Raw genomic sequence first — 25,761 nt, 5'->3', positions numbered from 1 at the left:
GGGTCACTCCTCGATCCGGATCAGTCCTCGATCCCGATCTCGATCAGTCCTTGATCTCGCAGAGCACCGCGCCGGACGTGACCGTCGCGCCGACCTCGGCGACCAGGCCCTTGACGGTACCGGACCGGTGGGCGTTGAGCGGCTGTTCCATCTTCATCGCTTCGAGGACCACGATCAGCTCGCCCTCGGCCACCTGCTGACCCTCCTCGACCGCGACCTTGACGATGGTGCCCTGCATCGGGCTGGCCAGCGAGTCGCCGCTCGCCGCGGCGCCGGCCTTCTTGGCACCGCCGCGCTTGGGCGCCTTCTTCCCCGCGGCCGGGGCCGCACCGGATGCGCCGAGGCCCGCCGGGAGGGTGACCTCGAAGCGCCGACCGTTGACCTCGACCACGACGGTCTCGCGCTCGCCGGCCTCCTCGGCCGCGTCAGCGCCGCCGCCGAACGGGGCGATCGTGTTCTCGAACTCGGTCTCGATCCACCGGGTGTGCACCGTGAACGGGTCGGTCGAGTCGTCGAGCTCGGGCGCGAACGCCGGGTCCACCACCACCACGCGGTGAAAGGTGAGCGCGGTCGCCATGCCGTCCACGACGAACTCGTCCAGCGCGCGCTTGGCCCGCTGGAGCGCCTGCTTGCGGTCGCGACCGGTGACGATCAGCTTCGCGAGCAGCGAGTCCCACGCCGGACCGATCACCGAGCCCTGCTCGACACCCGAGTCCAGGCGTACGCCCGGGCCGGACGGCGGCAGCCACTGGGTGACCTCGCCGGGAGCGGGCAGGAAGCCGCGCCCCGGGTCCTCGCCGTTGATCCGGAACTCGAACGCGTGGCCGCGCAGCGGCGGGTCGTCGTAGCCGAGTTCCTCGCCGTCGGCGATCCGGAACATCTCGCGTACCAGGTCTATGCCGGTGACCTCTTCGGTGACCGGGTGCTCGACCTGGAGACGGGTGTTGACCTCGAGGAAGGAGATGGTGCCGTCCTGGCCCACCAGGAACTCGCAGGTCCCGGCGCCGACGTAACCGGCCTCCTTGAGGATGGCCTTCGACGCGCGGTACAGCTCGGCGTTCTGCTCCTCGCTCAGGAACGGCGCGGGCGCCTCCTCGACGAGCTTCTGGTGCCGGCGCTGGAGCGAACAGTCACGGGTGGACACGACCACCACGTTGCCGTGGGTGTCGGCCAGGCACTGGGTCTCGACGTGCCGCGGCTTGTCCAGGTAACGCTCGACGAAGCACTCGCCGCGACCGAACGCGGCCACCGCCTCGCGCACCGCCGAGTCGTACAGCTCGGGCACCTCTTCGAGGGTGCGGGCCACCTTGAGTCCGCGCCCGCCACCGCCGAAGGCGGCCTTGATGGCGATCGGCAGGCCGTTGGCCTTCGCGAACTCCACCACTTCCTCGGCACCCGAGACCGGGTCCGGGGTGCCGGCGACCAGGGGCGCGCCGGCCCGCTGGGCGATGTGCCGGGCGGCCACCTTGTCACCGAGATCACGGATCGCCTGCGGCGGCGGTCCGATCCAGGTCAGGCCCGCGTCCAGCACGGCCTGGGCGAATTCCGCGTTCTCCGACAGGAATCCGTATCCGGGGTGGATGGCGTCCGCGCCGGAGTCCCGGGCGGCCTGCAAAACCTTGGCCACGTCCAGGTAGCTCTCGGCCGGAGTGTTTCCGCCGAGCGCGTGGGCCTCGTCGGCCACCCGCACGTGCAGAGCATCCCGGTCCGGCTCGGCGTAGACGGCCACACTGGCGATGCCGGCATCCCGGCATGCTCGGGCGACGCGGACCGCGATTTCCCCACGGTTGGCGATGAGTACCTTGCGCACGATCTGGCTCCCTCCTCAACTGCGGAGAGTCTAGGGATTCGAAGGCGGGCACAATTCGCCGCCCCACCTCGTCATGGGTACGGCAACCCGCCATGTTCATGGCCTGCGGTGGAGCTGCCGGCCACGTTGCCGGTGGGGTCAACGTACTCCGAACGCGATGGGGACCGACGCTCGGGTACAGCTGAAACGTGTTCCAGTTTTTTGTCGGGTTCCGTCAACCGCCGAGACAGTCGCCTGCGGCGGAGCGTCCGAGCAGCCCGGTTTCGGGCACGTTCGCACCCGCCATCTTCCCGCAGTGCTTGCAGGCCTTGGCCCACGGCTTGCCGGCCGGCCCGGCCGGCCCGTACTGATACACCCACTCGTGCTCGTCGTGACCCTCGGCACACATGTCCCACGCATTACCCGGTTCCCGCACGTCGCGCACCATCGATCCTCTCCTCGCCCTACCCCGTGCGCAGGCTACGAGCCCCCGCTCCCGGGAGTGGGCGAAACGCACAAACCGCCTGAGACGCGGCCGAACGCGGGTCGCCTGGCTGCGGGCCGGGGGTGGGGGAGTGCCGGTTGCCTGGGGGTGGGTTGGCGGTGGGGTGGGGCGTGGGTTGCGCGAGTGTCGGCCGGGTGTGGGTCGCTCGGCGGCGGAGTCCGGGGTGTGCGGTGCGAGTCCATGCGGAGGAGCCGGGGCATGTGGGCTGCCCGGGACCGGGGTTACCGGATCGCGGTGGCGGCCTGTGTCCCGGGGGCTGTTCAGTCTTCCGAGCGGGTGTTTTCGCTGTCCCCACCGTGGCGGTGTTGCCGAGTGGACCAGACGCCGGCGTCCTGGCTGTAGCGGATCAGGAGTTGGGCGAATCGGGTGCGGTCGCTCGGATCCCATGCCGCGGTGATCTGTTCGAACGTCTCGCGTTGTTCGGAGGCGAAGCGATGACGCTCGGCCTCGCCGGCGTCCGTGAGTTCCAGAACCGTGCGCCGTCCGTCGGCTTGGGAGGCGACCCGCCGCATCAGGCCGTCGGCGATGCAGGCGGCGGTGGTGCGACTGGCGACGGGCTGAGTGACGCCCATCTCGACGGCGATTCCGCCGACCGTCATCTCCCCGGGCGCGTCCGCGACCACGTTCAGGACGAGGTTGCGGGTGAGATCGCCGCGTCCGCCGGAGGTGCGCCGCCGCAGCCGTGACAGTGCGGGTCCGACCTGGTCGAGCAGGGTTTTCTCGATTGCCGAGTCTGACGGGGAGCTGCTCATGTGGCCATTCTAAAGAGTTCCGGTCATCATGCATGCGCATAGCGTCGAGCATGTGCATAGCTTTAGGTATATATTTAGGCGGGGGCATACTCCAGGATTGAGGCAAGCCATGTCCGTGACTGCAATCACCGGCGCCCGGGTCTTCGACGGCGAGAAGACGCTGGGTGCCCTCACCGTGCTCATCGAAAACGGGCGGATCGCCCGCATCGGCGGCGACGTTCCCGAGGGGGCTGAGATCGTCGACGGCAGCGGGGCAACACTGCTGCCGGGCCTGATCGATGCCCACGTCCACACCGGCCCCGGCACGTTGGCACTGGCGCTGCGGTTCGGAGTGACCACCGAGCTGGAGATGCAGGGCACCAGCACCCGCGACAACCGTGCGCACATCAGCGGCGACGACACCGTCGCCGACGTACGCTCCTCCGGTTTCGGCATCACCCCGCCGGGCGGCCACCCCAGCGAGCTGTTCCCCGAAGGCTTCCGCCCCGGCCCGCCCGCAGGTGCCAAGCCCGTCGGAGAGCCCCCGCTCATGCCGTTCTCCACCACTCCCGAGGAAGCTGTCGCGTTCATCCCGCAGCTGATCGAACGCGGCTCGGACTACATCAAGTTCATGGTCGACGACGGCAGCATCGAAGGGCATCCCGGCCTGCCGATGCTCGACCGGGCCACCTTGAACGCCGGAGTGGCCGAGGCCAAGCGGCGCGGCATGCTCACCGTCGCCCACACCCTGACCGTGGACGCCACCCGCATGGCCATCGAGGCCGGCATCGACGGCCTCGTCCACCTGTTCATGGACCAGCCCCATACGGACGAAATCATCGGCATGATCACGGACGCCGGGGTCTTCGTCGTGCCCTGTGTGGTGCTGAACGCCTCCATGATGGGCATCACCGGAAGCGAACTCGCCGACGACCCGCGCGTCGCCTCACGCCTCGACGCCGACTGGGACAAGGCACTGCGCTCCAGCTTCGGCCACTACCCGCAGGGCAGGATCGAAGACGTCCTGGCCACCGTCAAGGCACTCGGTGACGCCGGTGTGGACCTGCTGGCGGGCACCGACGTCTCGCTGCCTCTGCCGTTCCTGGGCGGACTCGCCCACGGAGCCAGCGTCCACCACGAACTGCGGTACCTGGTCCGTGCCGGCCTCACCCCCACCCAGGCTCTGCGCGCAGCCACCGCCACCACCGCCCGCCGCTTCAGCCTGGATGATCGCGGACGCATCGCCGAGGGCCTGCGTGCCGACCTCCTCCTCGTCGACGGCGACCCCACCACCACCATCTCCGACACCCTCAACACCCGCGCCATCTGGCGCCGCGGCACCCGCCTGGCGGCCTGACCGGCACCCTCTACGAAACCCCGTGGCCGTCGACCATCCCGTCGGCGGCCACTGCCACACGCTTGTGCTCCCCCCTTCCCGTCGGTTGAGAACCCGATCAGCCGGGTGCGGGTTGCCTTGCCGGCGGCCCGGGCGGGTTGTTGTTGTCGCCTGCGGCAGGCCCGGCGTGGGTGGGTGCGGGTCCGCCCGGCGGTGGGTGGGAGGGCCGGGCGGCGGCGTGTGGGGGCGTTGGCCGGCTGCCCGGGCGGGCGGTAATCGGCTCGTGGTGTTTCCCCTGGACGGGGCGGGCTGCCACGATGTGAACGTCTACGGCATCCCATGCCTGGGCAGGAGGTACTGGTGGCAGAGGTGTTCTTGCGCCGGCTGACCCGTTGGCAGGCCGACCAACAGCGGGAATCCGTCGCGGATACGTACGTCAAGACCTACGGCGAAGACCCGCCGGGCCGCCCCGATTTCCTGCGGCGCTATGCCGAGGACATCCAACAGCCCGGGTTCGAGATGGTGGTCGCGAACGGGGCCGGTGAAGCGGCGGGCTGCACGTACGGCTTCCCGCCTCGGCGGGCGAGTGGCTGGTGGACCGGCTTCCACGGCGAGTTGCCCGAGGACGTGGCCGAACTGGCCGCGGCCGGCAAGGTGTTCGTGGTCGTGGACCTGATGGTCGTACCCCAGCACCGGCGCCAGGGTCTGGCCACCCGGATGCGGGAGAGGCTGCTCGCGGGCACCGACGCCACGTTCGCCGCGGTGCGGGTGCCCCGGGACAACCATGCCGCGCTCGCGGCGTTCCGATCCTGGGACTGGGCCCGCCTCGGCGAGTGGCGACCCGACCCGGCGACCGAGCCCGCCGAGGTGTGGGGCCACCGGCTCCGGACCTGAGCCCGGCTTCGCCGCCGAGCCGAGCCCACCGACCCCGGCCGGACCGAGCCGGCTCCGAATCGGACCCGGGCCCGAATCGGATCGTCGGGGGCTCGGCTACGTCGTCCGTCCGGTTTGGGTCCGTGCGACGCCGTGTAGTTCGCGCCTTGGGACCGGGGACGGGTTCGGTCCGGTGTCGGGCTCGGTCGGGTCGTCGGGTGGTCGGCTGCGCCGGAGGCGCCGGTTCGGCCGGGTCAGTCGCCGTGCAGGTCGTGCAGGATCCGGCTGGTGCGCTTGTCTGCGGGGTAGAACGACTCGATCGAGATTTCCGCCACGGTGATGTCGACCGCGGTGCCGAACGTGGCCACCGTGCTCACGAAGGAGAGCACCTCGCCGCCGAACCGGATGCCCAGCGGGATGGCCGGTGCGCCGGGGCCGGCCGCGTTCGGCGGTTCGCCGCCCGGGTAGCCGCTCACCTCGTCGTACAGCTCCTGGACCAATGGGTCCGCGGTGATCGCGGCCTGCCGACGCAGCCGGTGCAGCAGGTGCGCGCGCCACTGCGGGAGGTTGACGATCCGTGGCGCCATGCCCTCGGGGTGCAGGCTCACCCGGTAGGCGTTCAGCGGATCGGTGAGCAGTTCGGGTGCCACGCCTTCGGTGAACAGCGCGATGCTCGGCGTCGCGTCGACGATGTTCCAGGCCCGGTCCACGATCACCGCCGGGTACGGACCGTGCCCGACCAGGATCTGCCGCATCGCGGACATCACCGCGTCCAGTTCCGGCGCGTCCAGGCGGCTCTCGTTGTAGGCCGGGGCATGACCCGCGGCCAGGAGCATCCGGTTGCGTTCGCGCAGGGGGACCTCCAGGTATTCGGCCAGCCGCAGCACCATGTCCCGACTGGGCACCGCGCGGCCGGTCTCGATGAAGCTCAGGTGCCGGGTGGACACCTCGACCTCCACGGAGAGCTCCAGCTGGCTCAGCCGCCGGTGTTGCCGCCAGTGCCGGATCAACTCGCCGCTCGACCGCCGGCCGGCGGTGTGGCCGGCGGGCCGCTCGGTGACGACATTCCCGGATCCCGAACTCATGGCACCCGACCGTACGCGGTGCTCCACGAACTCGGCACGGTGCGTCCGCAACAACCCGCCGGCTCCTCGGTGAATGGTCATCGCGCGGACTTGTTCGCCTTGCGCAGGGCGAAGATCTGTACATCGGCGAAGCCGAGCACCGCGATCGCCTGGAGCACGATGAGCGTGGTGCCCAGGCCGGTGGGGTCCAACCAGCCCGTGAGGGCGGTCAGCACGCTGTCCGCGAACCACAGCAGGTTGAGTCCGATCACCACGCGCACGGCGGTGCGATGCGGTGCGGACCGCGCGGCCACCCGCCAGACGCCGAGCGCGTACAGCACCAGGAACGCGCCGAGGCCGGCCAGGAACGCGGTGGGCAGGCCGAGGGCGCCGTCGAAGGCGGCACAACCGGCCAGCGCGAGCAGGCCCACCGCGCCGGTGGCGATCGCGTCGAGCCGCAGGGCGATGCGCAGCAGGCCGGTGTCGCCGCGGACGGCGCCGTCGCCGGGGCCACCGGCCGCCGCGAACGTGGAGTGCAAAGACTGGGCGCTCATGGGGTCCTCCAGGGTCGATTGCCGACAGCGACGACTGTGCTCGACACCCGGTGCGGTGGTCGATTCCCTCCGAGGTAATGGCCGTGCGATCCGGAGGTATCGGTCGCGCGCTCCCGAGGTGATGGCCCCGCGGTCCCGAGGTGACACCGGGCCTCTCGGGGAGGGCGTGCCCCGGATCCGTCGAGCCGTGCCCCAGGGCCGGACGGTCCGGCGCTGTCCGAGCGGCGATCGCGGGGCGGGCGCGGGGATCGAGCAGCAGCCCGAGGGAGGGTCGAGGGACTTCCGGCAGATCCGAATCGGTCGGCCCCGCGTCTTCCGCTTCGGGAGCGGACGACCACCGTTCTTCCCTAAGCTGCCTGTAAAACGACCCGGGGGAGACGGCCATGGCCGGCGGAGTGGTACGCAAGGCCTACGAGGCCGGCGCCGGATTCGCGGAGGGCCGCGCGCGGCGCCCCGAACCGGTGGGCCGGCTGTCCCTGGAATGGGTGCCCGGTGCGCTGCTGGTCGTGCTCGGCACGGCCGCCGCGCTGGTGCTGCTCCGGGCCGGCATCGATCCCGCCGCACCGGCTCCGGCCGCCGCGGACCCGGCCGCCTACGGTTCGGTCCCGCCGCCGGCGAGCCCCGGTGCCGGCGACTGGTCGGTGTGGGATCTGATCGCGGTGCTGCTGCCGTGGGCGGTGCCGCTGGTGATCGGCGGCGTCGGGCTCACCGACAGCGTCTTCACCCACCGCCGCGGCGCGGTCGGCGGCGTGCTGGTGATCGGTCTGGCCGGTGCCGCGCTGACCACCGCACTCGACCCGATCGCCACGCACTACGACGGCTCGGGCGACGCGCGCTGGCTCGGCTTCGTCTACCTGCTGCGGTTCGGCTTCGCGGTCCAGGTGCTGGTCGGCGTGGTGTTGTGGATCCATCTCGCGGTGCCCCGCCACCAGGCGCCGCTGAACGCCGCGTTCGCGGCGACGCTGGCGGCGGCCGTACCGCTGCTGTTCGTGCTCGGCGGGCGGGACGTGCTCGACCCGATGTGGGAGTCCGGCGCCGGACTCCAGACCTGGCTGCCGCTCGCCGCGTTCGGCTACCTGTTGATCCTGCTGCCCACCGGTCGGGTCCTGGTGCCGCCGGGCCGGGGCTGGCAGGAGTCGGAAGTGGGCGCCTTCGGTGGGGTGTTCCTGCTCGGGCTGGCCGGCGTCGGGGTGTCCGCGGCGACCATCGTGATGGGCGACGACAAGCCCAAGCTGCTCGGCCTGTGGCCGATCGTCGCGTTGGCGGGCTGCCTGGTCGCCGCGGTGCTGACCTACCGGGTGGACGGGGTGCGCTCGGTCGCGGGCGCGCTGCTGGCGATGGCGGTCGGGCTGGCCGCGTTCCCGGCCGCGCTGTTCGCCTGGGACCGCACCGAGGGCAACCCGGGGCTGGGCCTGGACGGGCCGGGCGAATACGTGCCGTGGCTGCTCGGGCTCGCCGTCGCGGGCATCCTGGGTGCGGTCGCGGCCCGGATGCTCGGGGCGTACGCGATCGGCCTGGCCGCGCTCGCGCTGGTCCTGGCCGAGCTCATCGGCCCGGCGGCCGGCTCCGGCCATCAGCTCGCGGTGCGCTGCGCGGGTGCGGCGGCGATCGGCGTGGTGGTCGGCGGGCTGCGTCCGGAGGCCGCGATCGCGGCGTTCGGACTGGGTGCGGCATGCGGACCGGTGTGGCCGGACCTCCAGGCCGCGTCGGCGGACTACGACTGGGTGGAGTGGCTGACCAAAAAGCCCGGCGGGGTACCGCTGCCGCTGCTCGTGCTCGCCGCGATCGCCCTGCCGCTCGCGCTGCTGGCCGCACTGCGCGGCAGCCCCACGCCGCCGCCGCGTGGTCCCGGGCGCGGCCCCGACCCGGTCGGCGCACCGGTCCCCGGCAGCGGCCCGTGGGCTCCGAACGCCTACGCCGAACCCACCCCGCAGCCCTACGTGCCGCAGCAGCAGCCGAGCGCCGGCTCGTACCGGCCGCAACCGCCGGCCGGGCTGCCCAACCTCGGCCCCGGCCCGGTCCGCCGCGACCTGAACCGACCGGACGGGCCCGGCTCCTGACGGCGCGTCAGCGCCCGGAGCGGGCCTGCCGGGTCAGGTCCACAGGTCGATGATCCGCACGCCCACGCCGTCCAGGAGCCGGCGCAGCAGCGGCAGCGACAGGCCGATCACGTTGCCCGGGTCGCCGTCGATGCCGTCCACGAACGGCGACGCGTAGCCGTCCAGGGTGAACGCGCCCGCCACGTGCAGCGGTTCACCGGTGCCGATGTACGCGGCGACCTCGTCGTCGGACGGCGACCCGAACCGCACCGTGGTGGCCGCCACGTCGGACACCCGCAGCCCGCTGCGCCGGTCGATCACGCAGTGCCCGGTCAGCAGCACCCCGGCGCGCCCGCGCATCGACTGCCAGCGCTGCCATGCCTCGGCGGCGTCGGCCGGCTTGCCCAGCGCGCGGCCGTCCAGTTCCAGGACCGAGTCGCAGCCCACGACCAGTTCGTCGGCCGTGAGCCCGGCGGCCACCGCGTCGGCCTTGGCCTCGGCCAGGAGCAGGGCGAGTTCGCGCGGCGTGGTGGCGGTGAGCGCGTCCTCGTCGACGCCGCTGACCACGACCTCGGGGTCCAGCCCGGCGTCGCGCAGCAGCTTCAGGCGCGCGGGAGAGGCCGAGGCGAGCACGAGGGTACGGGAGGGGGAACGGTCGGTCATGCCGCCAACGTACCGGGCGTCGGCCCGGGCCCGGACGGCCCGGTCACGGGCCGAGTACAGGTCACAGGCCGAGTACAAGCAGGCCGAGGATCACCACCACGGGCAGGATCCACAAGGCGCGCCGCAGCTGGGCCACGGCGCGCCGGGTTTCCTCGGAGAACTCGTCACGGTCACGCATGTGTCCATCGTGCGGGGCGCGCGACCGTGCGATCTTGAGTACGAGTACTCAAGTCGGGTCGTGCGATATGCCGACAACCGATCTGCCGACGACCGGCGAAGCCGACCTTCCGTCGGCATGCCGGCACCCATCGGGCATGCCGCCACCCGCCGGGCAAGCCGGCCCCTCCGTCGGGGAGCCGGCTCCCCGACGGGCAGGCCCGCCCTCGGTCGGAGCGGCCGACTCTCAGGACGGCCAGGCGCTCGCGCGCCAGGCACCGGGCCCGGGCCGCAACTGCCTGCGCACCAGCCGGGCCGGCGCATTCCACTGCGAGGGCGCCGCCGGCTCCGGCGCCACGGTGCCGCCGCTCGCCTTGGCCGCCACGACCGTGACGATCACGGCCAATTCCTCCGGGGTGGGTTCACCCCGCACCACCTTGATCATGGGGACCTCCAGGCCCTGACCGAGCCGGCCCGCGACGCATGCGCCGGGGACCGACTCGGTGTGGTCCGACTTACCGCGGGATGTCGCCGTCCTACAGCGGGATGTTGCCGTGCTTCTTCGGCGGCAGCGTCTCGCGCTTGCCGCGCAGCGCCCGCAGCGCCTTGACCACGTGCGCCCGGGTCGAGGACGGCCGGATGACCGCGTCCACGTAGCCGCGCTCGGCGGCCACGTACGGGTTGCACAGCGTGTCCTCGTACTCCTGGATCAGCCGCGCGCGGGTCGCCTCGGGATCGTCCGCGGCGGCGATCGTGCGCCGGTGCAGGATGTTGGCCGCGCCCTGCGCGCCCATCACCGCGATCTGCGCGGTCGGCCAGGCCAGGTTGACGTCCGCGCCCAGGTGCTTGGAGCCCATCACGTCGTACGCGCCGCCGTACGCCTTGCGGGTGATGATGGTGACCAGCGGCACGGTGGCCTCGGCGTACGCGTAGATCAGCTTCGCGCCGCGGCGGATGATGCCGTTCCACTCCTGGTCGGTGCCGGGCAGGAAGCCGGGTACGTCCACGAAGGTCAACACCGGGATGTTGAACGCGTCGCAGGTGCGCACGAAGCGTGCGGCCTTCTCGGACGCGTCGATGTCCAGCGTGCCGGCGAACTGCATCGGCTGGTTCGCCACGATCCCCACGGACCGACCCTCGACCCGGCCGAAGCCGACCACGATGTTCGGCGCGAACAGCGGCTGGACCTCCAGGAAGTCCGCGTCGTCCAGGACGTGCTCGATCACCGTGTGGATGTCGTACGGCTGGTTCGCCGAGTCCGGGATGAGCGTGTCCAGGTCACGGTCGAAGTCCGTGGTCTCCAGGTCGGCGGCCTCGTCGAAGGACGGGGCCTCCTCCAGGTTGTTGCTCGGCAGGTAGGACAGCAGGCCCTTGACGTAGTCCAGCGCGTCCTTCTCGTCCGCGCCCATGTAGTGCGCGTTGCCGGACTTGCTGTTGTGCGTGCGGGCGCCGCCGAGGTCCTCCATCGTGACGTCCTCGCCGGTGACCGTCTTGATCACGTCGGGACCGGTGATGAACATCTGCGAGGTCTGGTCGACCATCACGACGAAGTCGGTGAGCGCGGGCGAGTAGACGTGGCCGCCGGCCGCGGCGCCCATGATCAGCGAGATCTGCGGGATCACGCCGGAGGCGATCACGTTGCGGCGGAAGATCTCGCCGTACAGGCCGAGCGAGACGACACCCTCCTGGATGCGCGCGCCGCCGCCCTCGTTGATGCCCACCAGCGGGACGCCGGTCTTGATCGCGAGGTCCTGGATCTTGACGATCTTCTCGCCGTACACCTCGCCCAGGCTGCCCCCGAACACGGTGACGTCCTGCGAGAACACGCACACGTGGCGACCGTCGACCGTGCCGGAACCGGTCACCACACCGTCCCCGTAGGGGCGGTTGCTCTCCAGGCCGAAGTTGGTGGAGCGGTGCCGGGCGAACTCGTCGAGTTCGACGAACGAGCCCTCGTCGAGCAGATACTCGATGCGCTCGCGCGCGGTCATCTTGCCCTTGGCGTGCTGCTTCTCGACCGCTCGGGCGCTTCCCGCGTGTACCGCCTCGTCGATACGACGCTCGAGGTCGGCCAGCTTCCCGGCGGTGGTGTGGATGTCGGGCTCGCCCTGTACTGGGTCCATCGTGCTGGCTCCTGTCACGTCGAACGGCGGCGATCGGTAGCGTATCCGCGCCACGCCGGCGACCATCACCGCCCTGCCTCGCAGTGCCTTCTAGGGTGATCGGATGGACTCTCCTTTCACGGATCTGGACCGCCCCCCGCTGCGTGAGGCGGCGCTGCGCCGGGCCCTGCTGGTACCCGGCGGGCTGTGGCGCGAGGTCGACGTCGTGCCCGAGACCGGATCGACCAACGCCGACCTCGCCCGGCGGGCCGACGAGGCGGAGGGGCTGGTACTGGTCGCCGAGTCGCAGCTGGCCGGGAAGGGCCGGCTGGACCGGCGCTGGAGTGCGCCGCCGCGTTCGGGCATCGCGATGTCGGTGACGCTGGCGCCGGACGAGGTGCCGGTCGCGCGCTGGGGCTGGTTGCCGCTGCTCGCCGGGGTCGCCGCGGCCTCGGCGGTGTCCCGGGTGACGGGCGTGGACGCGCGGCTGAAGTGGCCCAACGACCTGCTGGTGGGCGAACGCAAGCTGGCCGGGATCCTGGCCGAGCGGGCCGGCGCCGGGGTGGTCCTGGGGATCGGTCTGAACGTCTCGCTGCGCGAGGAGGAACTGCCGGTCCCGACCGCGACCTCGCTCGCGCTGGCCGGCGCCGAGAGCACCGATCGCGATCCGATCCTGCGGGCGATCCTGCGCGAGTTGGAGGAGTGGTACACCCGCTGGCGGCTGGCCGGGGGCGACGCGCGCACGAGCGGCCTGCTCACCGCCTACACCGACGCGTGCGCCACGATCGGCCGCCGGGTGCGGGTCGAACTGCCCGCCGACCGCACCCTGGAGGGCCCGGCCACCGGCATCGACGAGGACGGCCGCCTCCTGGTCACCACCTCGGAAGGCCCCACCGCGGTGGGCGCCGGCGACGTCGTCCACGTCCGCCCGACCGCCGACTAGTGCCGCCGGGCGCGGCACCAGGCCGGGTCCGGCGCCCCGGTGGCCGCGCCCGGCCGGCCATCGCGTGTCCGCCCATCACCACGACCCCGGGCCGCCCCTCGCCCGAATTCCGCAGCCTTTCCACCCTGGGCGACGGGGGGCGGGTGGGCGCAAAAACCCGTGCCTTCGGCACGCCTCCCGGCCCCCCGCCCAAGAGACCCGCACAATCGTGGTGACTCACCAGGAGGCCCGGTGTTCACAACCACAGCCGAGGTCGACGACGACACACTCTTCGTCGTGCGCCCGCACTGGAAGCACCTCGTCCGCCCCGCCCTGGCCCTGTTCGCCACCGTCGCCGCCACCGGCTTCCTCGCCGCGCTGACCCCGCCGGACGCCGCCCGCGGCTGGATCCAACCCGCCGTGCTCCTGGCCGGACTCGCGGTCCTGGTCCGCTGGAGCGTCGCGCCGTGGCTGGCCTGGCTGGGCACGCTGTACTCGGTCGCGGCCGATCGCCTGACCGTGCGTACCGGCACGCTCACCCGGGAGATCCGGGTGGTGCCGTTCGCCCGCGTGGAGGACGTACTGATCGAGCACGAGTCGTTCGTGGACCGGATGCTCGGCGCGGGCACCGTCGTACTGGTCCCCGTCGGCGACCGGGAGCAGCTCGAACTGCCGGGTCTGCCCCACGTGGTGCGGCTGCAGAGCGAGCTTCTGGTGCTCGTGGAGCGGGCCGCCGAGGGGCGGAGGAAGCACGTGGCACCGCCCGACCCCGAACCTTTGTGACCCCCGACACGTAGTGTGGCTCCGACGAGACCATCCTTCGCACACCCGGTGGAGCCACATGCCCGAGGAACGGACCCGCGTGGAGCCCGGCGCGGGCGCCGGGGCCGACGCGGCCGATCAGCACCCCCTGCCCGACCTTTCCGACCTGGAGGCGGTCAACAACACGATCGCCGACGTCGAGCAGGTCGTGCTGGGCGCCCCCCGGCGATACACCTCCGGCCAGGTCGCCGACCTGGTCGGGGTGCCCCTCGACGAGGCCCGCCGGTTGTGGCGCGGCCTGGGCTTCGCCGATTTCGGCCCGGCCCGCGCGTTCACCGACGCCGACGTCGCGGCGCTCAAGCACCTGCGCGAGCTGACCGAGTCCGGGCTGTTGCCGGCCACCGTCGCGGCCCAGTTCGTGCGCTCGGTGGGTCAGACCATGGCCCGCTTCGCCGAATGGCAGACCGAGGCGTGGGTGGAGTACATCGGCAACGAGCTCACCGGCAGCCGCTCCGAGCAGGTGGTCACCACCGCCGGCGACGTGATGCTCGAACTCGAACCGCTGGTCATCTACGCCTGGCGGCGTCACCTGGCCGCGGCCAGCTCGCGGGCGATGCAGGGGCTGACCGATCCGCAGACGGTGGGCCAGTCGCTGGCCGTCGGCTTCGCCGACCTGGTCGGCTTCACCCGGCTGTCGCGCAATCTGGAGGAGGCCGAGCTCGGCCGGCTCGTGCAGACCTTCGAGGACACCGCCGTCGACGTGATCGCCGAACAGGGCGGCCGGTTGGTCAAGACGCTGGGCGACGAGGTGTTGTTCGTGACCTTCTCGCCGGACTCGGCGGTCGAACTGGGTCTGCGCCTGGTCGAGGCGATGGCCCAGGAGGAGATCCTGCCCGCGCTGCGGGTGGGCATCGCGTACGGCCACGTGCTCTCCCGGATGGGCGACGTGTTCGGCACCACGGTCAATCTGGCCAGCCGGTTGACCGCGCTCAGTCCCAAGGACGCGGTGGTGGTCGATCGCGAGCTGGCCGCGGCCCTGGAGGGCGACAACCGCTACGAGCTGCACCCGATGTGGCGCCGACCGGTCCGCGGCCTGGGCCTGGTCGAACCCTGGACGGTGTGCCGCCCGGGCACCCCGCTGCCCGACCCGCTCGGCGCGACCGGCGGTTGAGGCCGGCGTCCGACCCCCCGCGGTGCGCTCAGTCGAACGTTTCGCGCAGCGTTCGCAGCGCGGGCCGCATCACCTGGTGTTCGAGTTCGCGCAGCACCGCGAGTTGCTCGGTCGGTGTGCTCTCGAACCGCACCGACCACACCACCAGGCACATCGTGCCGCCCGCGATCGACTCCAGCGCGAGCCTGCCCAGCAGCGGCAGACCGTCGAGTGCCCGGTAGGTATAGGTGTGTGCGCCCGGGTCGTGCGAGATCAGCCGCTCGCGCACGGTCGAGCCGTCGGGTCTGCGTACGCATCGCTCGCCCCGGGAGTGTTCGTCGACCGGCCACGGGTACCAGCCGGACGGATCCTCGAAGTCTCCTACTGCCTCCCAGATCCGGACGGCCGGTATGTCGATCGCGGCGATGACGGAAAGCGTGGGCACGCGTCGCTCCTTCGGACTGTGCCCGCGACCGTACTCTTTCGGCCGCGATCCCGGGAGCCCTCCACGCTCTCTTCACAACCATGTGTCCTTGCTCCCACGGCTGCGCTACGGAGCGGACACGGGGCGTTGCGGGCGCGAGGCACAGGAGTAATGTGCGCAGGACGCGAAGCCGGGGTATACAAGCGCTTCGCTCGCATCGGAGCGAGCCCCCGGGCTCGCGCGCGGGTGTCTCGGCACGAATACCGGCGCCGACCGGCACCGGCAACAGGAACGCACGCGAACAGCGACCCGTCGAGGTGGCGGCATGACGCGGGTGCACGTTGCCGTAAATCGGGCAATACATGACATATCCTCTGGTCTCGGTGCTGGTGGATTGGGGGTGAGGACAGTAGCTTCGCGACCCGATTCGAGCGCTCCCGAAACGGAGGGCTCGGGTGGCACACCCGACGATCTGCCCGGCATGCCGGGCGACACGTGTCCGGAACCCGTCGCCCTGGTCGAAGGTCCGGACGCGGCCCGCAGGCTGCACGCGATCATCCATCTGGCCAAGACGCTCGCCACGACCCACCACTTCTCCGAGGTGGTCCGGGTGTCCGCGACCCAGGCGCGATTGGCGATGGGGGCCGCCCACGCCTCGATCTCGGTCTGGGAGCGGGACACCGGGCGCCTGCGGGTACTGGTCAACGACGGCGAACTCGCCGAGGGCGAGGAGCCGCTGCCCGCCGCGGAGACGTATCCGGTCACCGACTTCCCGGACATCATCGAGTCCAAGGCCTGGCCGACCACGTGGTCGCGCTGTGTGGACGATCCCGAGCACGCGCGCGATCGGGAGCGGGTCGCGGCGATGCTCCGCCGGGGCCGGCACGACTGCATGGTCGCGCCGATCATGGTCGAGGGTCGGGTGTGGGGCGAGCTGTATCTGGCCCGGCGTTCCGACCAGCCGCGGTTCGAGCCGGTGGACGCCGAGTTCGCCGGAGTGCTGGCCGCGCAGATCTCGGCCGGCCTCGCCCAGGCCGAACATTTCGAGCGGATCGAGAAGCTGGCCTTCACCGACCCGCTGACCGGACTGGCCAACCGGCGTGCGATCGACGCCCGGCTGGACGAGGCGATGGCCCGGCACTACCGCGACGGCGTGGTGGTCAGCCTGATCGTCTGCGACGTCAACGGCCTCAAGCGGCTCAACGACGAACGTGGTCACGACGTCGGCGACCGGCTCCTGGAGCGGTTCGCCGACCAGCTCTCCGCATGCGGCGCGATGTTGCCCGGGGCGATGGCCGCCCGGCTCGGCGGCGACGAGTTCTGCGTGCTCGCCGAGGGTTACCCGCCGGACGACGTGGTCGCGGTCGCCGAGGAACTGTGTCGACGCGCGCTGCGGATGCACGACGGCGAGGGCGTGGCCTGCGGCGTGGCCTCCACCGGCGACCCGGTGGGCCCGGTGACCAGCGCGGATCGCCTGTTCCGGCTCGCCGACGCGGCCCAGTACCGGGCCAAGGGCTCGCGCTCGACCCGGCCGGTGGTCGCCGGACGCGGCCAGCAACCCGACCTGACCCTGTCGCTGGCGAGCGAGGCGCAGGAGGAGGCGGAGACCGAGGGCCCCGGCCCGCATCGCGACCGGCGCCGTTTCCGCGGCGCGCTGCACAACGCCGAACCCGGCCGACTGCTCGCGGCGGTACTCGCCGTCCTGGACGAGCGCGAGCCCAAGAGCGTGCACCGCGCGGACACGTTGGGCCGGCTGGAAATCGTCGCCGACACCTTCGCGCGGATGCTGGACGGCGTCGCGTGGTGGGTGTCCTACCTGCCGCCGGGCGGCCGGGTGCTGCGCACCGTGCGCTACTCGATCCACCGACTGACCGGAGTGCAGAGCGAATCGGGGTCGCGCTACGACGCGGTCGCCGCCGAATACGACCTGGCGCACTACCCGGCCACGGCGCACGCGGTGCAGGGCGGCAGCTTCGTCGCCGAACTGGGCGACCCGGGCACCGACCCGGCCGAGGAGGACCTGCTCCTGGTCGGTGGCTACAAGGCGATGGTCGCCGCCGGCGGCAGCAACGCGGCGGGCGGCTGGCTGGTCGAGATCTACGCCGACGACCTGAGCCTGAGCGTCACCGGGCTGGCCCCGGTGCTGCGCGCGCTGGTCGCGGTCGCACTGACCGGGGGCGCCTCGCTCCCGGAGTGACCGAAGCGACCGAAGCGACCGGAGTGACCGAGCTTCGGTCGGTCCCGGCTCGGCTCCGGGCGATCAGGCCGACGGGTCCTCGCGCCGCACCGTCACCCGATCCGGACGGCTGTACACGTTGGCCGAGCGCCCGCGCAGGAAGCCGACCAGGGTCACCCCCGCGTCCGCGGCCAGGTCCACCGCCAGTCCGGACGGGGCGGACACCGCCGCCATCATCGGCACCCCCGCCATCGCGGCCTTCTGGGTCAGCTCGAAGGAGGCCCGGCCGCTCACCATCAGCACCTGCCCGGCCAGCGGCAACCGCCCCTCGCGCAGCGCCCAGCCGACCACCTTGTCCACCGCGTTGTGCCGGCCCACGTCCTCGCGCACGCACACCATCTCGCCGGCCGCGGTGAACAGGCCGGCCGCGTGCAGGCCGCCGGTGCTGGCGAACACCTTCTGCGCCGCGCGCAGCCGATCCGGCAGCGCGTACAGCACCTCCGCGTCCACCCGCACCTCGTCCGCGTGCACGTCGAAGCGGGACATCTTGCGCAGGCCGTCGATGCCGGTACTGCCGCAGATTCCGCACGAGCTGGACGTCCACACGCCGCGCATCAGACCCGGGTCCGGGGCGGGCACGTGCGGCGCGAGCACCGCGTCGACCACGTTGTAGGTGTTGTGGCCCTCCTCGTCGGTGCCCGCGCAGTAGCGCATCGCGGTCAGATCCTCGGCCGCGCCGATCACGCCCTCGGCCGCCAGGAATCCGGCGACCAGATCGAAGTCGTCGCCCGGGGTGCGCATGGTCACCGTGATGGTGCGCCCGCCGATCCGGATGTCGAGCGGCTCCTCGGCGACGAGCGTGTCGGTGCGCGTGACGGCCGGTGCGTCGCCGCCCAGCCGCAGGACCTTGTGGCGAGAGGTGACCCGACCCACGGCACTGCCTTTCCTCGATCCCTTCCGGGCGGGCGGATCCGCTCCGGAGGGCACACGAACCGAACGCCAACCACGAGCGAAACGTGCCGTATGCCTCCCGGAACGGTAGTCGGCCCTGGCGTTGTCGCGATCCATGCACATAATGATCGAGTGAATAACGATCTGCACAGCGCCCCCGAAACCGCCCCCGCCACCGTCTCGATCGGCGAGGCCGGGATGTCCCCGCAGGACGTCCTCGCGGTCGCCCGCGCCGGCGCACGCGTCGAACTCACCGAGCGTGCGATCAAGGCGATGGCCACCTCCCGCGCGGTGGTGGAGGGACTCGCCGCGCGCACCGAACCCGTGTACGGGGTGTCCACCGGCTTCGGCGCGCTCGCCGTCCGGCACATCAGCCCCGAGCTGCGCACCCGGCTCCAGCACTCGCTGGTGCGCTCGCACGCCGCCGGGATGGGTCCGCGGGTCGAGGACGAGGTGGTCCGCGCACTGATGCTGCTGCGGCTCAAGACCTTGTGCTCGGGCCGCACCGGGGTGCGGCCGGTCGTCGCGCAGACCATGGCCGGGCTGCTCAACGCGGGCATCACACCGGTGGTCCGCGAGTTCGGCTCGCTCGGCTGCAGCGGCGACCTGGCCCCGCTGGCGCACTGCGCACTCGTGCTCACCGGCGAGGGCGAGGCGTCCGGCCCCGACGGCGTGGTGCGGCCCGCCGCCGAACTGCTCGCCGCCGCCGGCCTGGAGCCCATCGAGCTCAAGGAGAAGGAGGGCCTGGCCCTGATCAACGGCACCGACGGCATGCTCGGCATGTTGTTGATGGCCGGGGCCGACCTCGCCCGCCTGTTCACCACCGCCGACATCACCGCCGCGATGACCATGGAGGCGCTGCTGGGCACCTCCCGCGTGCTCGACCCGGCGCTGCACGCCATCCGCCCGCACCCGGGCCAGGCGGCCAGCGCGGCCAACATGCTGCGCGTGCTCGACGGTTCGGCGCTGACCGGGCACCACCAGGACGCGGCGCCGCGCGTGCAGGACGCCTACTCGGTGCGCTGCGCGCCGCAGGTCGCGGGCGCGGGCCGGGACACCCTCGCACACGCGCTGCTGGTCGCCGACCGCGAACTCGCCTCCGCCGTGGACAACCCGGTGATCCTGGAGGACGGCCGGATCGAGTCGAACGGCAACTTCCACGGCGCTCCGGTCGGCTACGTGCTCGACTTCCTCGCCGTCGCGGTCGCCGACCTCGGCTCGATCGCCGAACGCCGCACCGACCGCCTGCTCGACCCCTCCCGCTCGCACGGGCTGCCCGCGTTCCTGGCCGACGACCCCGGCGTCGACTCCGGCCTGATGATCGCCCAGTACACCCAGGCCGCGCTGGTCTCCGAGTGCAAGCGGCTGGCGATGCCCGCCTCGGCCGACTCGATCCCCAGCTCGGCGATGCAGGAGGACCACGTCTCGATGGGCTGGAGCGCGGCCCGCAAGCTGCGCCGTGCGATCGACAACCTCAACCGCATCCTCGCCATCGAGCTCACCACCGCCGCCCGCGCCCTGGACATGCGGGTGGCCGCCGGCCTGGGCGCCCCCGCCCCCGCCACGGCCGCGGTGATCGCCGCGCTGCGGGCGAGCGGCGGCGAAGGGGTGGGCCCGGACCGCTTCCTGGCCCCCGACCTGGAGGCCGCCGACGCCTTCGTCCGGGCCGGCAAGGTGATCGAGGCCGCCGCCGCTGCGGTCGGCGAGCTGAACTGACCCGAGCGGACCGAACTGACCTCACGTCAGATCAGGCAGGATTACCTGACGCGGACCGCCGCCCCGGGCGGCGGTACGCGCCTTCAGCAGTGCCCGAGCCACCTCCGCCACGCGGCGGGCGCGGCCGAGCGACGCCCCAGCAGCGAGGAGACATGTCGGTGGCCGACGACGACGCGAGCCCTTCCGCCCGCCTGCTCGCCCTCTTCGAGCGCCACCGGCTCACCCCCACCCAGCGCCGGATCGCCCACTGCCTGGTCCGGCACGCGGGCGAGGCGGTGTTCCTCTCCAGCGTCGAGGTGGCTCAGCTCGCCGGGGTCAGCCAGCCGTCGGTGACCCGGTTCGCGGTCGCGCTCGGCTTCGACGGCTACCCGGCGCTGCGTCGGCACCTGCGCGAACTCGGGCTGCCCACCACGCCCGAGTCCTCCGCCGAGGTGGACCGCAACGAGTACGTCGGCGCCGTGCACGCCGAGATCGCCAACCTGACCCGACTGGCCGACCAACTCGCCGACCCGGGCCCGATCGCGCACGCCGCCGCCCTGCTCGCGCCCTCGCGCCCGCTGGTGGTGCTCGGCCTGCGCACCGGGATGGCGCCCGCGCGCGGCTTCGGCTACTTCGCCGCCAAGGTGTTGCCCGAGGTGCGCGTGCTGGACGAGGGTGGTTCGCTCCTGGTGGACCGGCTCGACCAGGCCCGGGCGGCGGGTGCGACCGGCCTGCTGTGCTTCGCGCTGCCGCGGTATCCGCGCGAGCTGGCCGAGGGCCTGCGGGTCGCGCGCGATCTGGGCATGCGGATCGTCACCGTCACCGACAGCCCGTTCGCGCCGGCGGCGGCACTGTCCGACGCGGTGCTGATCGCGGGGGTCGGCTCGCAACTGGTCTTCGACTCGTACGGCGCGCCGATCCTGATGGGGCAGATCCTGCTCCAGGCGATGTGCGACATCGAGCCCGCGCGGGCGCAGGCTCGACTGGAGGAGTTCGAGCGGCAGGCGGGCGAGCGCGGGTTGTTCGACGTGTGAGTGGCCTGAGCCGTCGGTCGGGGCCGCAAGTCTCGGCTGCGGCCGGCCCGTCCTCGAACGCCGGTCGGGCCGTTCAGCGTCGCCCGGTCCGCTTGCGGAGTGAGACGTGTTGCTCCGGCGTCGGCCGCCGGGTCGGTCCGCGCTGCGCCGGCATGAGCGAGATCGCGCCCAGCATGGCCAGGACGCCGACGATCGCCGCGCCGCCCGCGATCAGCGCGGTGTCCCGATAGCGCGGGATGCTGAGCAGGAAACCGCCGGTGCACAACAGCGCGCCGGTCATCACCACCAGCGCCACCACGCCCGGCTCGCGCCCGCGGCCCCGCACCAGCATCACCAGGCCCGCGAACGCCACGAACGCGCCCAGTGCGGTGATCGCCCAGAGCACCTCCTGCAGATCCATGCCGTCCGGCTACCCGGCGCCGGTCCGCGCCGACCACCGATCGCATGAAGTGGCACCGAATGGGTCAAGTCCCCCGATGTCGCGGTGCTCACGCCGCCGGCTCGGCCGGCTCTCTTGGCGACGCCTTGCAGAACAGATAGATTCACTCTTGAAGCGACTGAATGTTTTCATACAGAAATCGTGCACAGGGACAGAAGGGGCGCCGCCATGTCGGACCACACCGCAGGACCGCGCGAGGTGCGCGCACCACGCGGGAGCACGCTCACCACCCGCGGCTGGCAGCAGGAAGGCGCCCTGCGGATGTTGCTCAACAACCTCGACCCCGAGGTTGCCGAACACCCCGACAAGCTGGTCGTCTACGGCGGCACCGGCAAGGCGGCGCGCGACTGGCGCTCCTTCGAGGCGATCACCCGCACACTGACCACGCTCAAGCAGGACGAGACGCTGCTCGTGCAGTCGGGCCGCCCGGTCGGCGTGATGCAGACCCACGAGTGGGCCCCGCGCGTCCTGATCGCCAACTCCAACCTGGTGCCCGACTGGGCCAACTGGGAGGAGTTCCGCCGGCTGGAGTCGGCCGGGCTGACCATGTACGGCCAGATGACCGCCGGCTCGTGGATCTACATCGGCACCCAGGGCATCCTCCAGGGCACCTACGAGACGTTCGCCGCGGTCGCGGCCAAGCGGTTCAACGGAACCCTCGAAGGCACCATCACGCTGACCGCCGGCCTCGGCGGCATGGGCGGAGCGCAGCCGCTGGCCGTGACCATGAACGGCGGCGTGGTCATCTGTATCGACTGCGACCCCTCGCGGATCGACCGCCGGATCGAGCACGGCTACTGCGACACCCGGGTCGAGACGCTGGACGCCGCTCTGCGGCTGGCGGTCGAGGCGCGCGACGCCCGCCGTCCGCTGTCCATCGGCCTGCTGGGCAACGCCGCCGAGCTGGTTCCGCAGCTGCTCGCGATGGACGCGCCGATCGACATCGTCACCGACCAGACCTCGGCCCACGACCCGCTCGCCTACCTGCCGGTCGGCGTCGCGTTCGAGGACATGGCCGAGTACGCGCGCACCAAGCCCGCCGAGTTCACCGACCGCGCCCGCGAGTCGATGGCCCGCCACGTCGAGGCGATGGTCGGCTTCCAGGACAAGGGCGCCGAGGTCTTCGACTACGGCAACTCGATCCGCGGCGAGGCGCAACTGGCGGGCTACACCCGCGCGTTCGACTTCCCCGGCTTCGTCCCGGCGTACATCCGGCCGCTGTTCTGCGAGGGCAAGGGCCCGTTCCGCTGGGCCGCGCTCTCCGGCGACGCGCGCGACATCGCCAAGACCGACAAGGCAGTACTGGAGCTGTTCCCGGAGAACGAGTCGCTGGCCCGCTGGATCAAGCTCGCCCAGGAGAAGGTGCACTTCCAGGGCCTGCCCGCGCGGATCTGCTGGCTGGGCTACGGCGAGCGGGACAAGGCCGGCGAGCGGTTCAACGACATGGTCGCCTCGGGCGAACTGGCCGCGCCGATCGTGATCGGCCGCGACCACCTCGACTGCGGCTCGGTGGCCAGCCCGTACCGGGAGACCGAGGGCATGCTCGACGGCTCCGACGCGATCGCCGACTGGCCGCTGCTGAACGCGATGGTCAACGTGGCCTCGGGCGCCTCGTGGGTGTCCATCCACCACGGCGGCGGGGTCGGCATCGGCCGCTCGATCCACGCCGGCCAGGTCACCGTCGCGGACGGCACGCCGCTGGCGGGCGAGAAGATCCGTCGGGTGCTCACCAACGACCCCGGCATGGGCGTGATCCGGCACGTGGACGCCGGCTACGACCACGCCGTCGACGTCGCGGACGAGCGCGGCGTGCGGGTGCCGATGCGCGAAGGCGACGCGTGAGCACCGGCTTCGAGGCCATGTGGCGCGACCTGCTTCCGGTGGGTCGCGCCACGACCGGCGGCTACCGCCGGTACGCGTGGACCGGCGCGGACGCGGAGTGCCGCGCCTGGTTTCGCGAACAGGCCGAGAACCGGAACCTGATCTACGAACAGGACCGCAACGGCAACCAGTGGGCGTGGACCGCGCCCGGCGCCGACGCGATCGTGATCGGCAGCCACCTGGACTCGGTGCCCGACGGCGGTGCCTACGACGGACCGCTCGGCGTGGTCTCCTCGTTCGCCGCACTGGACCTGCTGCGCGAGCGCGGCGCGGACTCGGCGCGCCCGCTGGGCATCGTCAACTTCGCCGACGAGGAGGGCGCCAGGTTCAACGTCGCGTGCGTCGGATCCCGGCTGTCCGCCGGGGTGCTGACGCCGGATCAGGCACGCGCGCTGAAGGACGCCGACGGGGTCTTCCTGGGCGATGCGATGGAGCGCGCCGGATTCGATCCGGCCGGGATCGGGGCCGACCCGGAACGATTGGGGCGGATCGCCGCATTCGTCGAACTGCACGTCGAACAGGGCCGCGACCTGGTGCACCGCGACCGCGCGGTGGGCGTGGCCTCGGCGATCTGGCCGCACGGACGCTGGCGGTTCGACTTCCGCGGCGAGGCCAACCACGCGGGCACCACCCGCCTGGAGGACCGGCGGGACCCGATGCTGACCTACGCCAACACCGTGCTCGCGGCCCGCAAGAAGGCCCACCTCTCCGGAGCACTGGCCACCTTCGGCAAGGTCGACGCGCTGCCCGGTGCGGCCAACGCGATCGCCTCCGAGGTGCGCGGCTGGCTCGACTCGCGGGCCGCCGACGAGGACACCCTGGACGAACTGGTCGCGGAGATCATCCGGGCCGCCACCGAGCGCGGCGATCGGGACGGGGTCGACGTGCAGGTCACCCGCGAGTCGTTCACGCCGGTCGTCGAGTTCGAGGGCACGCTGCGCGACCGGATCGCCAAGCAGCTCGGCGGCGCGCCGATCCTGCCCACCGGTGCCGGTCACGACGCGGGCATCCTGTCCGCGCGCCTGCCCACCGCGATGTTGTTCGTGCGCAACCCGACCGGCGTGTCGCACTCGCCCGCGGAGAGCGCCGAGATGGTGGACTGCCTCGCGGGCGTCACGGCGCTCGCCGACGTGGTGACCGACCTGATGAGCGAGGACCTCGGGTGAGCGAGTACTGGTGTGAGCTGGTGCAGACCCGCACCGGCATCGAACGCGACGTCGTGCTGTCCATCGTGGACGGCCGGATCACCTCGGTCACCCCCGACCGTCCGGTGCCCCCGGGCGCCTCGGTGTTGCCCGGCTTGACCCTCCCGGGCCTGGCCAACGCCCACTCGCACGCCTTCCACCGGGCGCTGCGCGGGCGTACCCAGACCGGCACCGGAACGTTCTGGACCTGGCGCGACCAGATGTACCAGGCCGCGGGCCGGCTGGACCCGGACGGCTACCTCGCGCTCGCGCGGGCGGTGTACGCCGAGATGGCACTCGCCGGGATCACCTCGGTCGGCGAGTTCCACTACCTGCACCACGGCCCGGACGGCACGCCCTACGCCGACCCCAACGCGATGGGCCACGCGCTGATCGAGGCGGCCCGCCAGGCCGGCATCCGGATCACCCTGCTGGACACCTGCTACCTGCACGGCGGCCTCACCGCCGACGGCTACCGGCCGTTGGAGGGCGTGCAGCGCCGATTCGGCGACGGCAGCTCGGACGCCTGGTACGAGCGCTGGGGCGCGCTGCGCGGCGACGACAACACCCGGATCGGCGCGGCCATCCACTCGGTTCGCGCCTTCGCCGCCGAGGACGACTACGCGACCTGGGCCGCCCGTACCGAAGGCGTCCCGGTGCACGTGCACCTGTCCGAGCAGCCCGCCGAGAACGCGGCGTGCGTCGCGCATCACGGGCTGACCCCCACCGGGCTCCTGGACGCGCACGGCTTCTGGAGCGCGAACGCGACGGCGGTGCACGCGACCCACCTCACCGACGCGGACATCGCCGCGCTGGCCCGGGCCGAGGCCGGCGTGTGCTTCTGCCCGACCACCGAGCGCGACCTCGCCGACGGCATCGGTCCGGCCGGCGAGCTGGCCCGGGCCGGGGTGCCGCTGTCCCTGGGCAGCGACAGCCAGGCGGTGATCGACCTGTTCGAGGAGGCCCGCGGGGTCGAACTCGACGAGCGACTGCGCACCGGGCGGCGCGGCCACTTCACCTCCGCCGCCCTGCTCGCCTACGCCACCGTCACCGGCCACCGGGCGCTCGGCTGGGCCGACGCCGGCCGGATCGAGCCCGGCGCCCTCGCCGACCTGACCACGATCGGTCTGGACTCGGTACGCCTGGCCGGCACCGTTCCGCGCCTGGCCACCGAGGCGGCGGTGTTCGCGGCGACCGCGAGCGACGTCACGCACGTCATGGTCGGCGGACGCACCATCGTCCGCGACGGCGTGCACCAACTCGTGGACGCGGTTCCGCAGGCGCTGACCACGGCCGTGCACGGGCTGTTCGGCTGATCCACGGCCGCTCCG

24 protein-coding genes are annotated in these 25,761 nt (G+C 72.3%); 12 read left to right on the top strand and 12 right to left on the bottom strand.

Translation table 11 applies throughout. The annotated features are described in order from the left end of the window. Nucleotides 1–43: 43 nt before the first annotated feature. From ACFZBU_RS21630 to ACFZBU_RS21620, 3 genes are all read right to left on the bottom strand, one after another. A complete protein-coding gene (locus tag ACFZBU_RS21630; RefSeq protein ID WP_391585255.1) occupies nucleotides 44–1,810 on the bottom strand; it encodes an acetyl/propionyl/methylcrotonyl-CoA carboxylase subunit alpha in 1,767 nt (588 codons plus the stop codon). Between the two features lie 214 nt (nucleotides 1,811–2,024). After that, nucleotides 2,025–2,237, bottom strand: coding sequence for a hypothetical protein (locus ACFZBU_RS21625; protein ID WP_391585254.1), 213 nt, complete (start codon nucleotides 2,235–2,237; stop codon nucleotides 2,025–2,027). A 317-nt stretch (nucleotides 2,238–2,554) separates the two neighbouring features. Further along, nucleotides 2,555–3,046: a MarR family winged helix-turn-helix transcriptional regulator gene (locus ACFZBU_RS21620; RefSeq protein ID WP_391585253.1), complete on the bottom strand. Its 492-nt coding sequence runs from the start codon at nucleotides 3,044–3,046 to the stop codon at nucleotides 2,555–2,557. A gap of 109 nt (nucleotides 3,047–3,155) precedes the next feature. On the opposite strand from ACFZBU_RS21620, the gene ACFZBU_RS21615 reads away from it, so the two are divergent. Both ACFZBU_RS21615 and ACFZBU_RS21610 read left to right on the top strand, forming a co-directional pair. Then, nucleotides 3,156–4,382 (top strand): amidohydrolase family protein, encoded by a 1,227-nt coding sequence (locus ACFZBU_RS21615; RefSeq protein ID WP_391585252.1) that lies wholly within the window; start codon nucleotides 3,156–3,158, stop codon nucleotides 4,380–4,382. A 339-nt stretch (nucleotides 4,383–4,721) separates the two neighbouring features. Then, nucleotides 4,722–5,255 carry a GNAT family N-acetyltransferase gene (locus tag ACFZBU_RS21610; RefSeq protein WP_391585251.1) on the top strand — a complete coding sequence of 178 codons (534 nt, stop codon included), beginning with the start codon at nucleotides 4,722–4,724 and terminating at the stop codon, nucleotides 5,253–5,255. A 233-nt stretch (nucleotides 5,256–5,488) separates the two neighbouring features. Here the strand turns inward: ACFZBU_RS21610 and ACFZBU_RS21605 are convergent, their stop codons facing one another. Both ACFZBU_RS21605 and ACFZBU_RS21600 read right to left on the bottom strand, forming a co-directional pair. Further along, a complete protein-coding gene (locus tag ACFZBU_RS21605; RefSeq protein WP_391585250.1) occupies nucleotides 5,489–6,319 on the bottom strand; it encodes a helix-turn-helix domain-containing protein in 831 nt (276 codons plus the stop codon). A gap of 77 nt (nucleotides 6,320–6,396) precedes the next feature. After that, a complete protein-coding gene (locus ACFZBU_RS21600) occupies nucleotides 6,397–6,852 on the bottom strand; it encodes a hypothetical protein (protein ID WP_391585249.1) in 456 nt (151 codons plus the stop codon). Between the two features lie 383 nt (nucleotides 6,853–7,235). On the opposite strand from ACFZBU_RS21600, the gene ACFZBU_RS21595 reads away from it, so the two are divergent. Then, complete coding sequence (locus tag ACFZBU_RS21595; protein ID WP_391585248.1) at nucleotides 7,236–8,912, top strand: hypothetical protein; 1,677 nt, start codon at nucleotides 7,236–7,238, stop codon at nucleotides 8,910–8,912. Between the two features lie 33 nt (nucleotides 8,913–8,945). Here ACFZBU_RS21595 and ACFZBU_RS21590 read toward each other — a convergent pair whose 3' ends face one another. The 4 genes from ACFZBU_RS21590 to ACFZBU_RS21575 form a co-directional block, all read right to left on the bottom strand. Further along, nucleotides 8,946–9,554: a nucleoside triphosphate pyrophosphatase gene (locus ACFZBU_RS21590; RefSeq protein ID WP_391585247.1), complete on the bottom strand. Its 609-nt coding sequence runs from the start codon at nucleotides 9,552–9,554 to the stop codon at nucleotides 8,946–8,948. A gap of 61 nt (nucleotides 9,555–9,615) precedes the next feature. Then, nucleotides 9,616–9,732, bottom strand: a complete 117-nt coding sequence (gene mmpB / locus ACFZBU_RS21585; protein ID WP_391585246.1) for a morphogenic membrane protein MmpB — start codon at nucleotides 9,730–9,732, stop codon at nucleotides 9,616–9,618. Between the two features lie 225 nt (nucleotides 9,733–9,957). Next, nucleotides 9,958–10,155, bottom strand: a complete 198-nt coding sequence (locus ACFZBU_RS21580) for an acyl-CoA carboxylase subunit epsilon (RefSeq protein WP_355538307.1) — start codon at nucleotides 10,153–10,155, stop codon at nucleotides 9,958–9,960. A 91-nt stretch (nucleotides 10,156–10,246) separates the two neighbouring features. Next, on the bottom strand, nucleotides 10,247–11,833 hold the full coding sequence (locus tag ACFZBU_RS21575) for an acyl-CoA carboxylase subunit beta (RefSeq protein WP_391585245.1): 1,587 nt from the start codon (nucleotides 11,831–11,833) through the stop codon (nucleotides 10,247–10,249). 103 nt (nucleotides 11,834–11,936) lie between these two features. Here ACFZBU_RS21575 and ACFZBU_RS21570 point away from each other — a divergent pair, with 103 nt between their 5' ends. The 3 genes from ACFZBU_RS21570 (at nucleotide 11,937) to ACFZBU_RS21560 (ending at nucleotide 14,667) form a co-directional block, all read left to right on the top strand. Next, on the top strand, nucleotides 11,937–12,755 hold the full coding sequence (locus ACFZBU_RS21570; protein WP_391585244.1) for a biotin--[acetyl-CoA-carboxylase] ligase: 819 nt from the start codon (nucleotides 11,937–11,939) through the stop codon (nucleotides 12,753–12,755). 231 nt (nucleotides 12,756–12,986) lie between these two features. Continuing rightward, on the top strand, nucleotides 12,987–13,517 hold the full coding sequence (locus tag ACFZBU_RS21565) for a PH domain-containing protein (RefSeq protein ID WP_391585243.1): 531 nt from the start codon (nucleotides 12,987–12,989) through the stop codon (nucleotides 13,515–13,517). Between the two features lie 58 nt (nucleotides 13,518–13,575). Further along, a complete protein-coding gene (locus tag ACFZBU_RS21560; protein ID WP_391585242.1) occupies nucleotides 13,576–14,667 on the top strand; it encodes an adenylate/guanylate cyclase domain-containing protein in 1,092 nt (363 codons plus the stop codon). A 28-nt stretch (nucleotides 14,668–14,695) separates the two neighbouring features. Here ACFZBU_RS21560 and ACFZBU_RS21555 read toward each other — a convergent pair whose 3' ends face one another. Then, complete coding sequence (locus tag ACFZBU_RS21555) at nucleotides 14,696–15,091, bottom strand: SRPBCC family protein (protein WP_391585241.1); 396 nt, start codon at nucleotides 15,089–15,091, stop codon at nucleotides 14,696–14,698. A 460-nt stretch (nucleotides 15,092–15,551) separates the two neighbouring features. Between ACFZBU_RS21555 and ACFZBU_RS21550 the strand changes: the two genes are divergently transcribed. Beyond that, nucleotides 15,552–17,267, top strand: a complete 1,716-nt coding sequence (locus ACFZBU_RS21550; RefSeq protein ID WP_391585240.1) for a GGDEF domain-containing protein — start codon at nucleotides 15,552–15,554, stop codon at nucleotides 17,265–17,267. A gap of 63 nt (nucleotides 17,268–17,330) precedes the next feature. Here the strand turns inward: ACFZBU_RS21550 and fdhD are convergent, their stop codons facing one another. After that, nucleotides 17,331–18,179, bottom strand: a complete 849-nt coding sequence (gene fdhD, locus ACFZBU_RS21545) for a formate dehydrogenase accessory sulfurtransferase FdhD (RefSeq protein WP_391585239.1) — start codon at nucleotides 18,177–18,179, stop codon at nucleotides 17,331–17,333. Between the two features lie 90 nt (nucleotides 18,180–18,269). Here fdhD and hutH point away from each other — a divergent pair, with 90 nt between their 5' ends. Further along, nucleotides 18,270–19,913 carry a histidine ammonia-lyase gene (gene hutH / locus ACFZBU_RS21540; protein ID WP_391585238.1) on the top strand — a complete coding sequence of 548 codons (1,644 nt, stop codon included), beginning with the start codon at nucleotides 18,270–18,272 and terminating at the stop codon, nucleotides 19,911–19,913. A gap of 152 nt (nucleotides 19,914–20,065) precedes the next feature. Continuing rightward, nucleotides 20,066–20,926 (top strand): MurR/RpiR family transcriptional regulator, encoded by an 861-nt coding sequence (locus ACFZBU_RS21535; RefSeq protein WP_391585237.1) that lies wholly within the window; start codon nucleotides 20,066–20,068, stop codon nucleotides 20,924–20,926. 73 nt (nucleotides 20,927–20,999) lie between these two features. On the opposite strand, the gene ACFZBU_RS21530 is transcribed toward ACFZBU_RS21535, so the two are convergent. Then, a complete protein-coding gene (locus ACFZBU_RS21530; RefSeq protein ID WP_391585236.1) occupies nucleotides 21,000–21,326 on the bottom strand; it encodes a hypothetical protein in 327 nt (108 codons plus the stop codon). Between the two features lie 207 nt (nucleotides 21,327–21,533). Between ACFZBU_RS21530 and hutU the strand changes: the two genes are divergently transcribed. Genes hutU through ACFZBU_RS21515 form a run of 3 tightly spaced genes read left to right on the top strand, consistent with a single transcriptional unit; the run spans nucleotide 21,534 to nucleotide 25,746 of the window. Then, nucleotides 21,534–23,207 carry a urocanate hydratase gene (hutU, locus tag ACFZBU_RS21525; RefSeq protein ID WP_391585235.1) on the top strand — a complete coding sequence of 558 codons (1,674 nt, stop codon included), beginning with the start codon at nucleotides 21,534–21,536 and terminating at the stop codon, nucleotides 23,205–23,207. Between the two features lie 17 nt (nucleotides 23,208–23,224). Then, entirely contained in the window at nucleotides 23,225–24,412 is a 1,188-nt protein-coding gene (locus tag ACFZBU_RS21520; protein ID WP_391585527.1) for an allantoate amidohydrolase, read from the top strand. Further along, nucleotides 24,409–25,746 (top strand): formimidoylglutamate deiminase, encoded by a 1,338-nt coding sequence (locus tag ACFZBU_RS21515; protein WP_391585234.1) that lies wholly within the window; start codon nucleotides 24,409–24,411, stop codon nucleotides 25,744–25,746. The genes ACFZBU_RS21520 and ACFZBU_RS21515 overlap by 4 nt, the downstream gene beginning before the upstream one ends. Nucleotides 25,747–25,761: the final 15 nt, after the last annotated feature.

The sequence above is a fragment of the Embleya sp. NPDC008237 genome (assembly GCF_042956465.1).
Lineage (GTDB): Bacteria > Actinomycetota > Actinomycetes > Streptomycetales > Streptomycetaceae > Embleya.
Note: the sequence above shows the minus strand (reverse complement) of the source record. Positions and strands in the feature narration are given on the sequence as shown.

What these genes read in the sequence shown, in the direction of transcription:
- ACFZBU_RS21625 (WP_391585254.1), bottom strand. Translation starts at nt 2,237, where the DNA reads ATGGTGCGCGACGTGCGGGAACCGGGTAATGCGTGGGACATGTGTGCC.
- ACFZBU_RS21620 (WP_391585253.1), bottom strand. Translation starts at nt 3,046, where the DNA reads ATGAGCAGCTCCCCGTCAGACTCGGCAATCGAGAAAACCCTGCTCGAC.
- ACFZBU_RS21615 (WP_391585252.1), top strand. Translation starts at nt 3,156, where the DNA reads ATGTCCGTGACTGCAATCACCGGCGCCCGGGTCTTCGACGGCGAGAAG.
- ACFZBU_RS21605 (WP_391585250.1), bottom strand. Translation starts at nt 6,319, where the DNA reads ATGAGTTCGGGATCCGGGAATGTCGTCACCGAGCGGCCCGCCGGCCAC.
- ACFZBU_RS21600 (WP_391585249.1), bottom strand. Translation starts at nt 6,852, where the DNA reads ATGAGCGCCCAGTCTTTGCACTCCACGTTCGCGGCGGCCGGTGGCCCC.
- ACFZBU_RS21595 (WP_391585248.1), top strand. Translation starts at nt 7,236, where the DNA reads ATGGCCGGCGGAGTGGTACGCAAGGCCTACGAGGCCGGCGCCGGATTC.
- ACFZBU_RS21590 (WP_391585247.1), bottom strand. Translation starts at nt 9,554, where the DNA reads ATGACCGACCGTTCCCCCTCCCGTACCCTCGTGCTCGCCTCGGCCTCT.
- mmpB (WP_391585246.1), bottom strand. Translation starts at nt 9,732, where the DNA reads ATGCGTGACCGTGACGAGTTCTCCGAGGAAACCCGGCGCGCCGTGGCC.
- ACFZBU_RS21580 (WP_355538307.1), bottom strand. Translation starts at nt 10,155, where the DNA reads ATGATCAAGGTGGTGCGGGGTGAACCCACCCCGGAGGAATTGGCCGTG.
- ACFZBU_RS21575 (WP_391585245.1), bottom strand. Translation starts at nt 11,833, where the DNA reads ATGGACCCAGTACAGGGCGAGCCCGACATCCACACCACCGCCGGGAAG.
- ACFZBU_RS21570 (WP_391585244.1), top strand. Translation starts at nt 11,937, where the DNA reads ATGGACTCTCCTTTCACGGATCTGGACCGCCCCCCGCTGCGTGAGGCG.
- ACFZBU_RS21560 (WP_391585242.1), top strand. Translation starts at nt 13,576, where the DNA reads ATGCCCGAGGAACGGACCCGCGTGGAGCCCGGCGCGGGCGCCGGGGCC.
- ACFZBU_RS21550 (WP_391585240.1), top strand. Translation starts at nt 15,552, where the DNA reads ATGCCGGGCGACACGTGTCCGGAACCCGTCGCCCTGGTCGAAGGTCCG.
- hutH (WP_391585238.1), top strand. Translation starts at nt 18,270, where the DNA reads ATGCCTCCCGGAACGGTAGTCGGCCCTGGCGTTGTCGCGATCCATGCA.
- ACFZBU_RS21535 (WP_391585237.1), top strand. Translation starts at nt 20,066, where the DNA reads ATGTCGGTGGCCGACGACGACGCGAGCCCTTCCGCCCGCCTGCTCGCC.
- ACFZBU_RS21530 (WP_391585236.1), bottom strand. Translation starts at nt 21,326, where the DNA reads ATGGATCTGCAGGAGGTGCTCTGGGCGATCACCGCACTGGGCGCGTTC.
- hutU (WP_391585235.1), top strand. Translation starts at nt 21,534, where the DNA reads ATGTCGGACCACACCGCAGGACCGCGCGAGGTGCGCGCACCACGCGGG.
- ACFZBU_RS21520 (WP_391585527.1), top strand. Translation starts at nt 23,225, where the DNA reads ATGTGGCGCGACCTGCTTCCGGTGGGTCGCGCCACGACCGGCGGCTAC.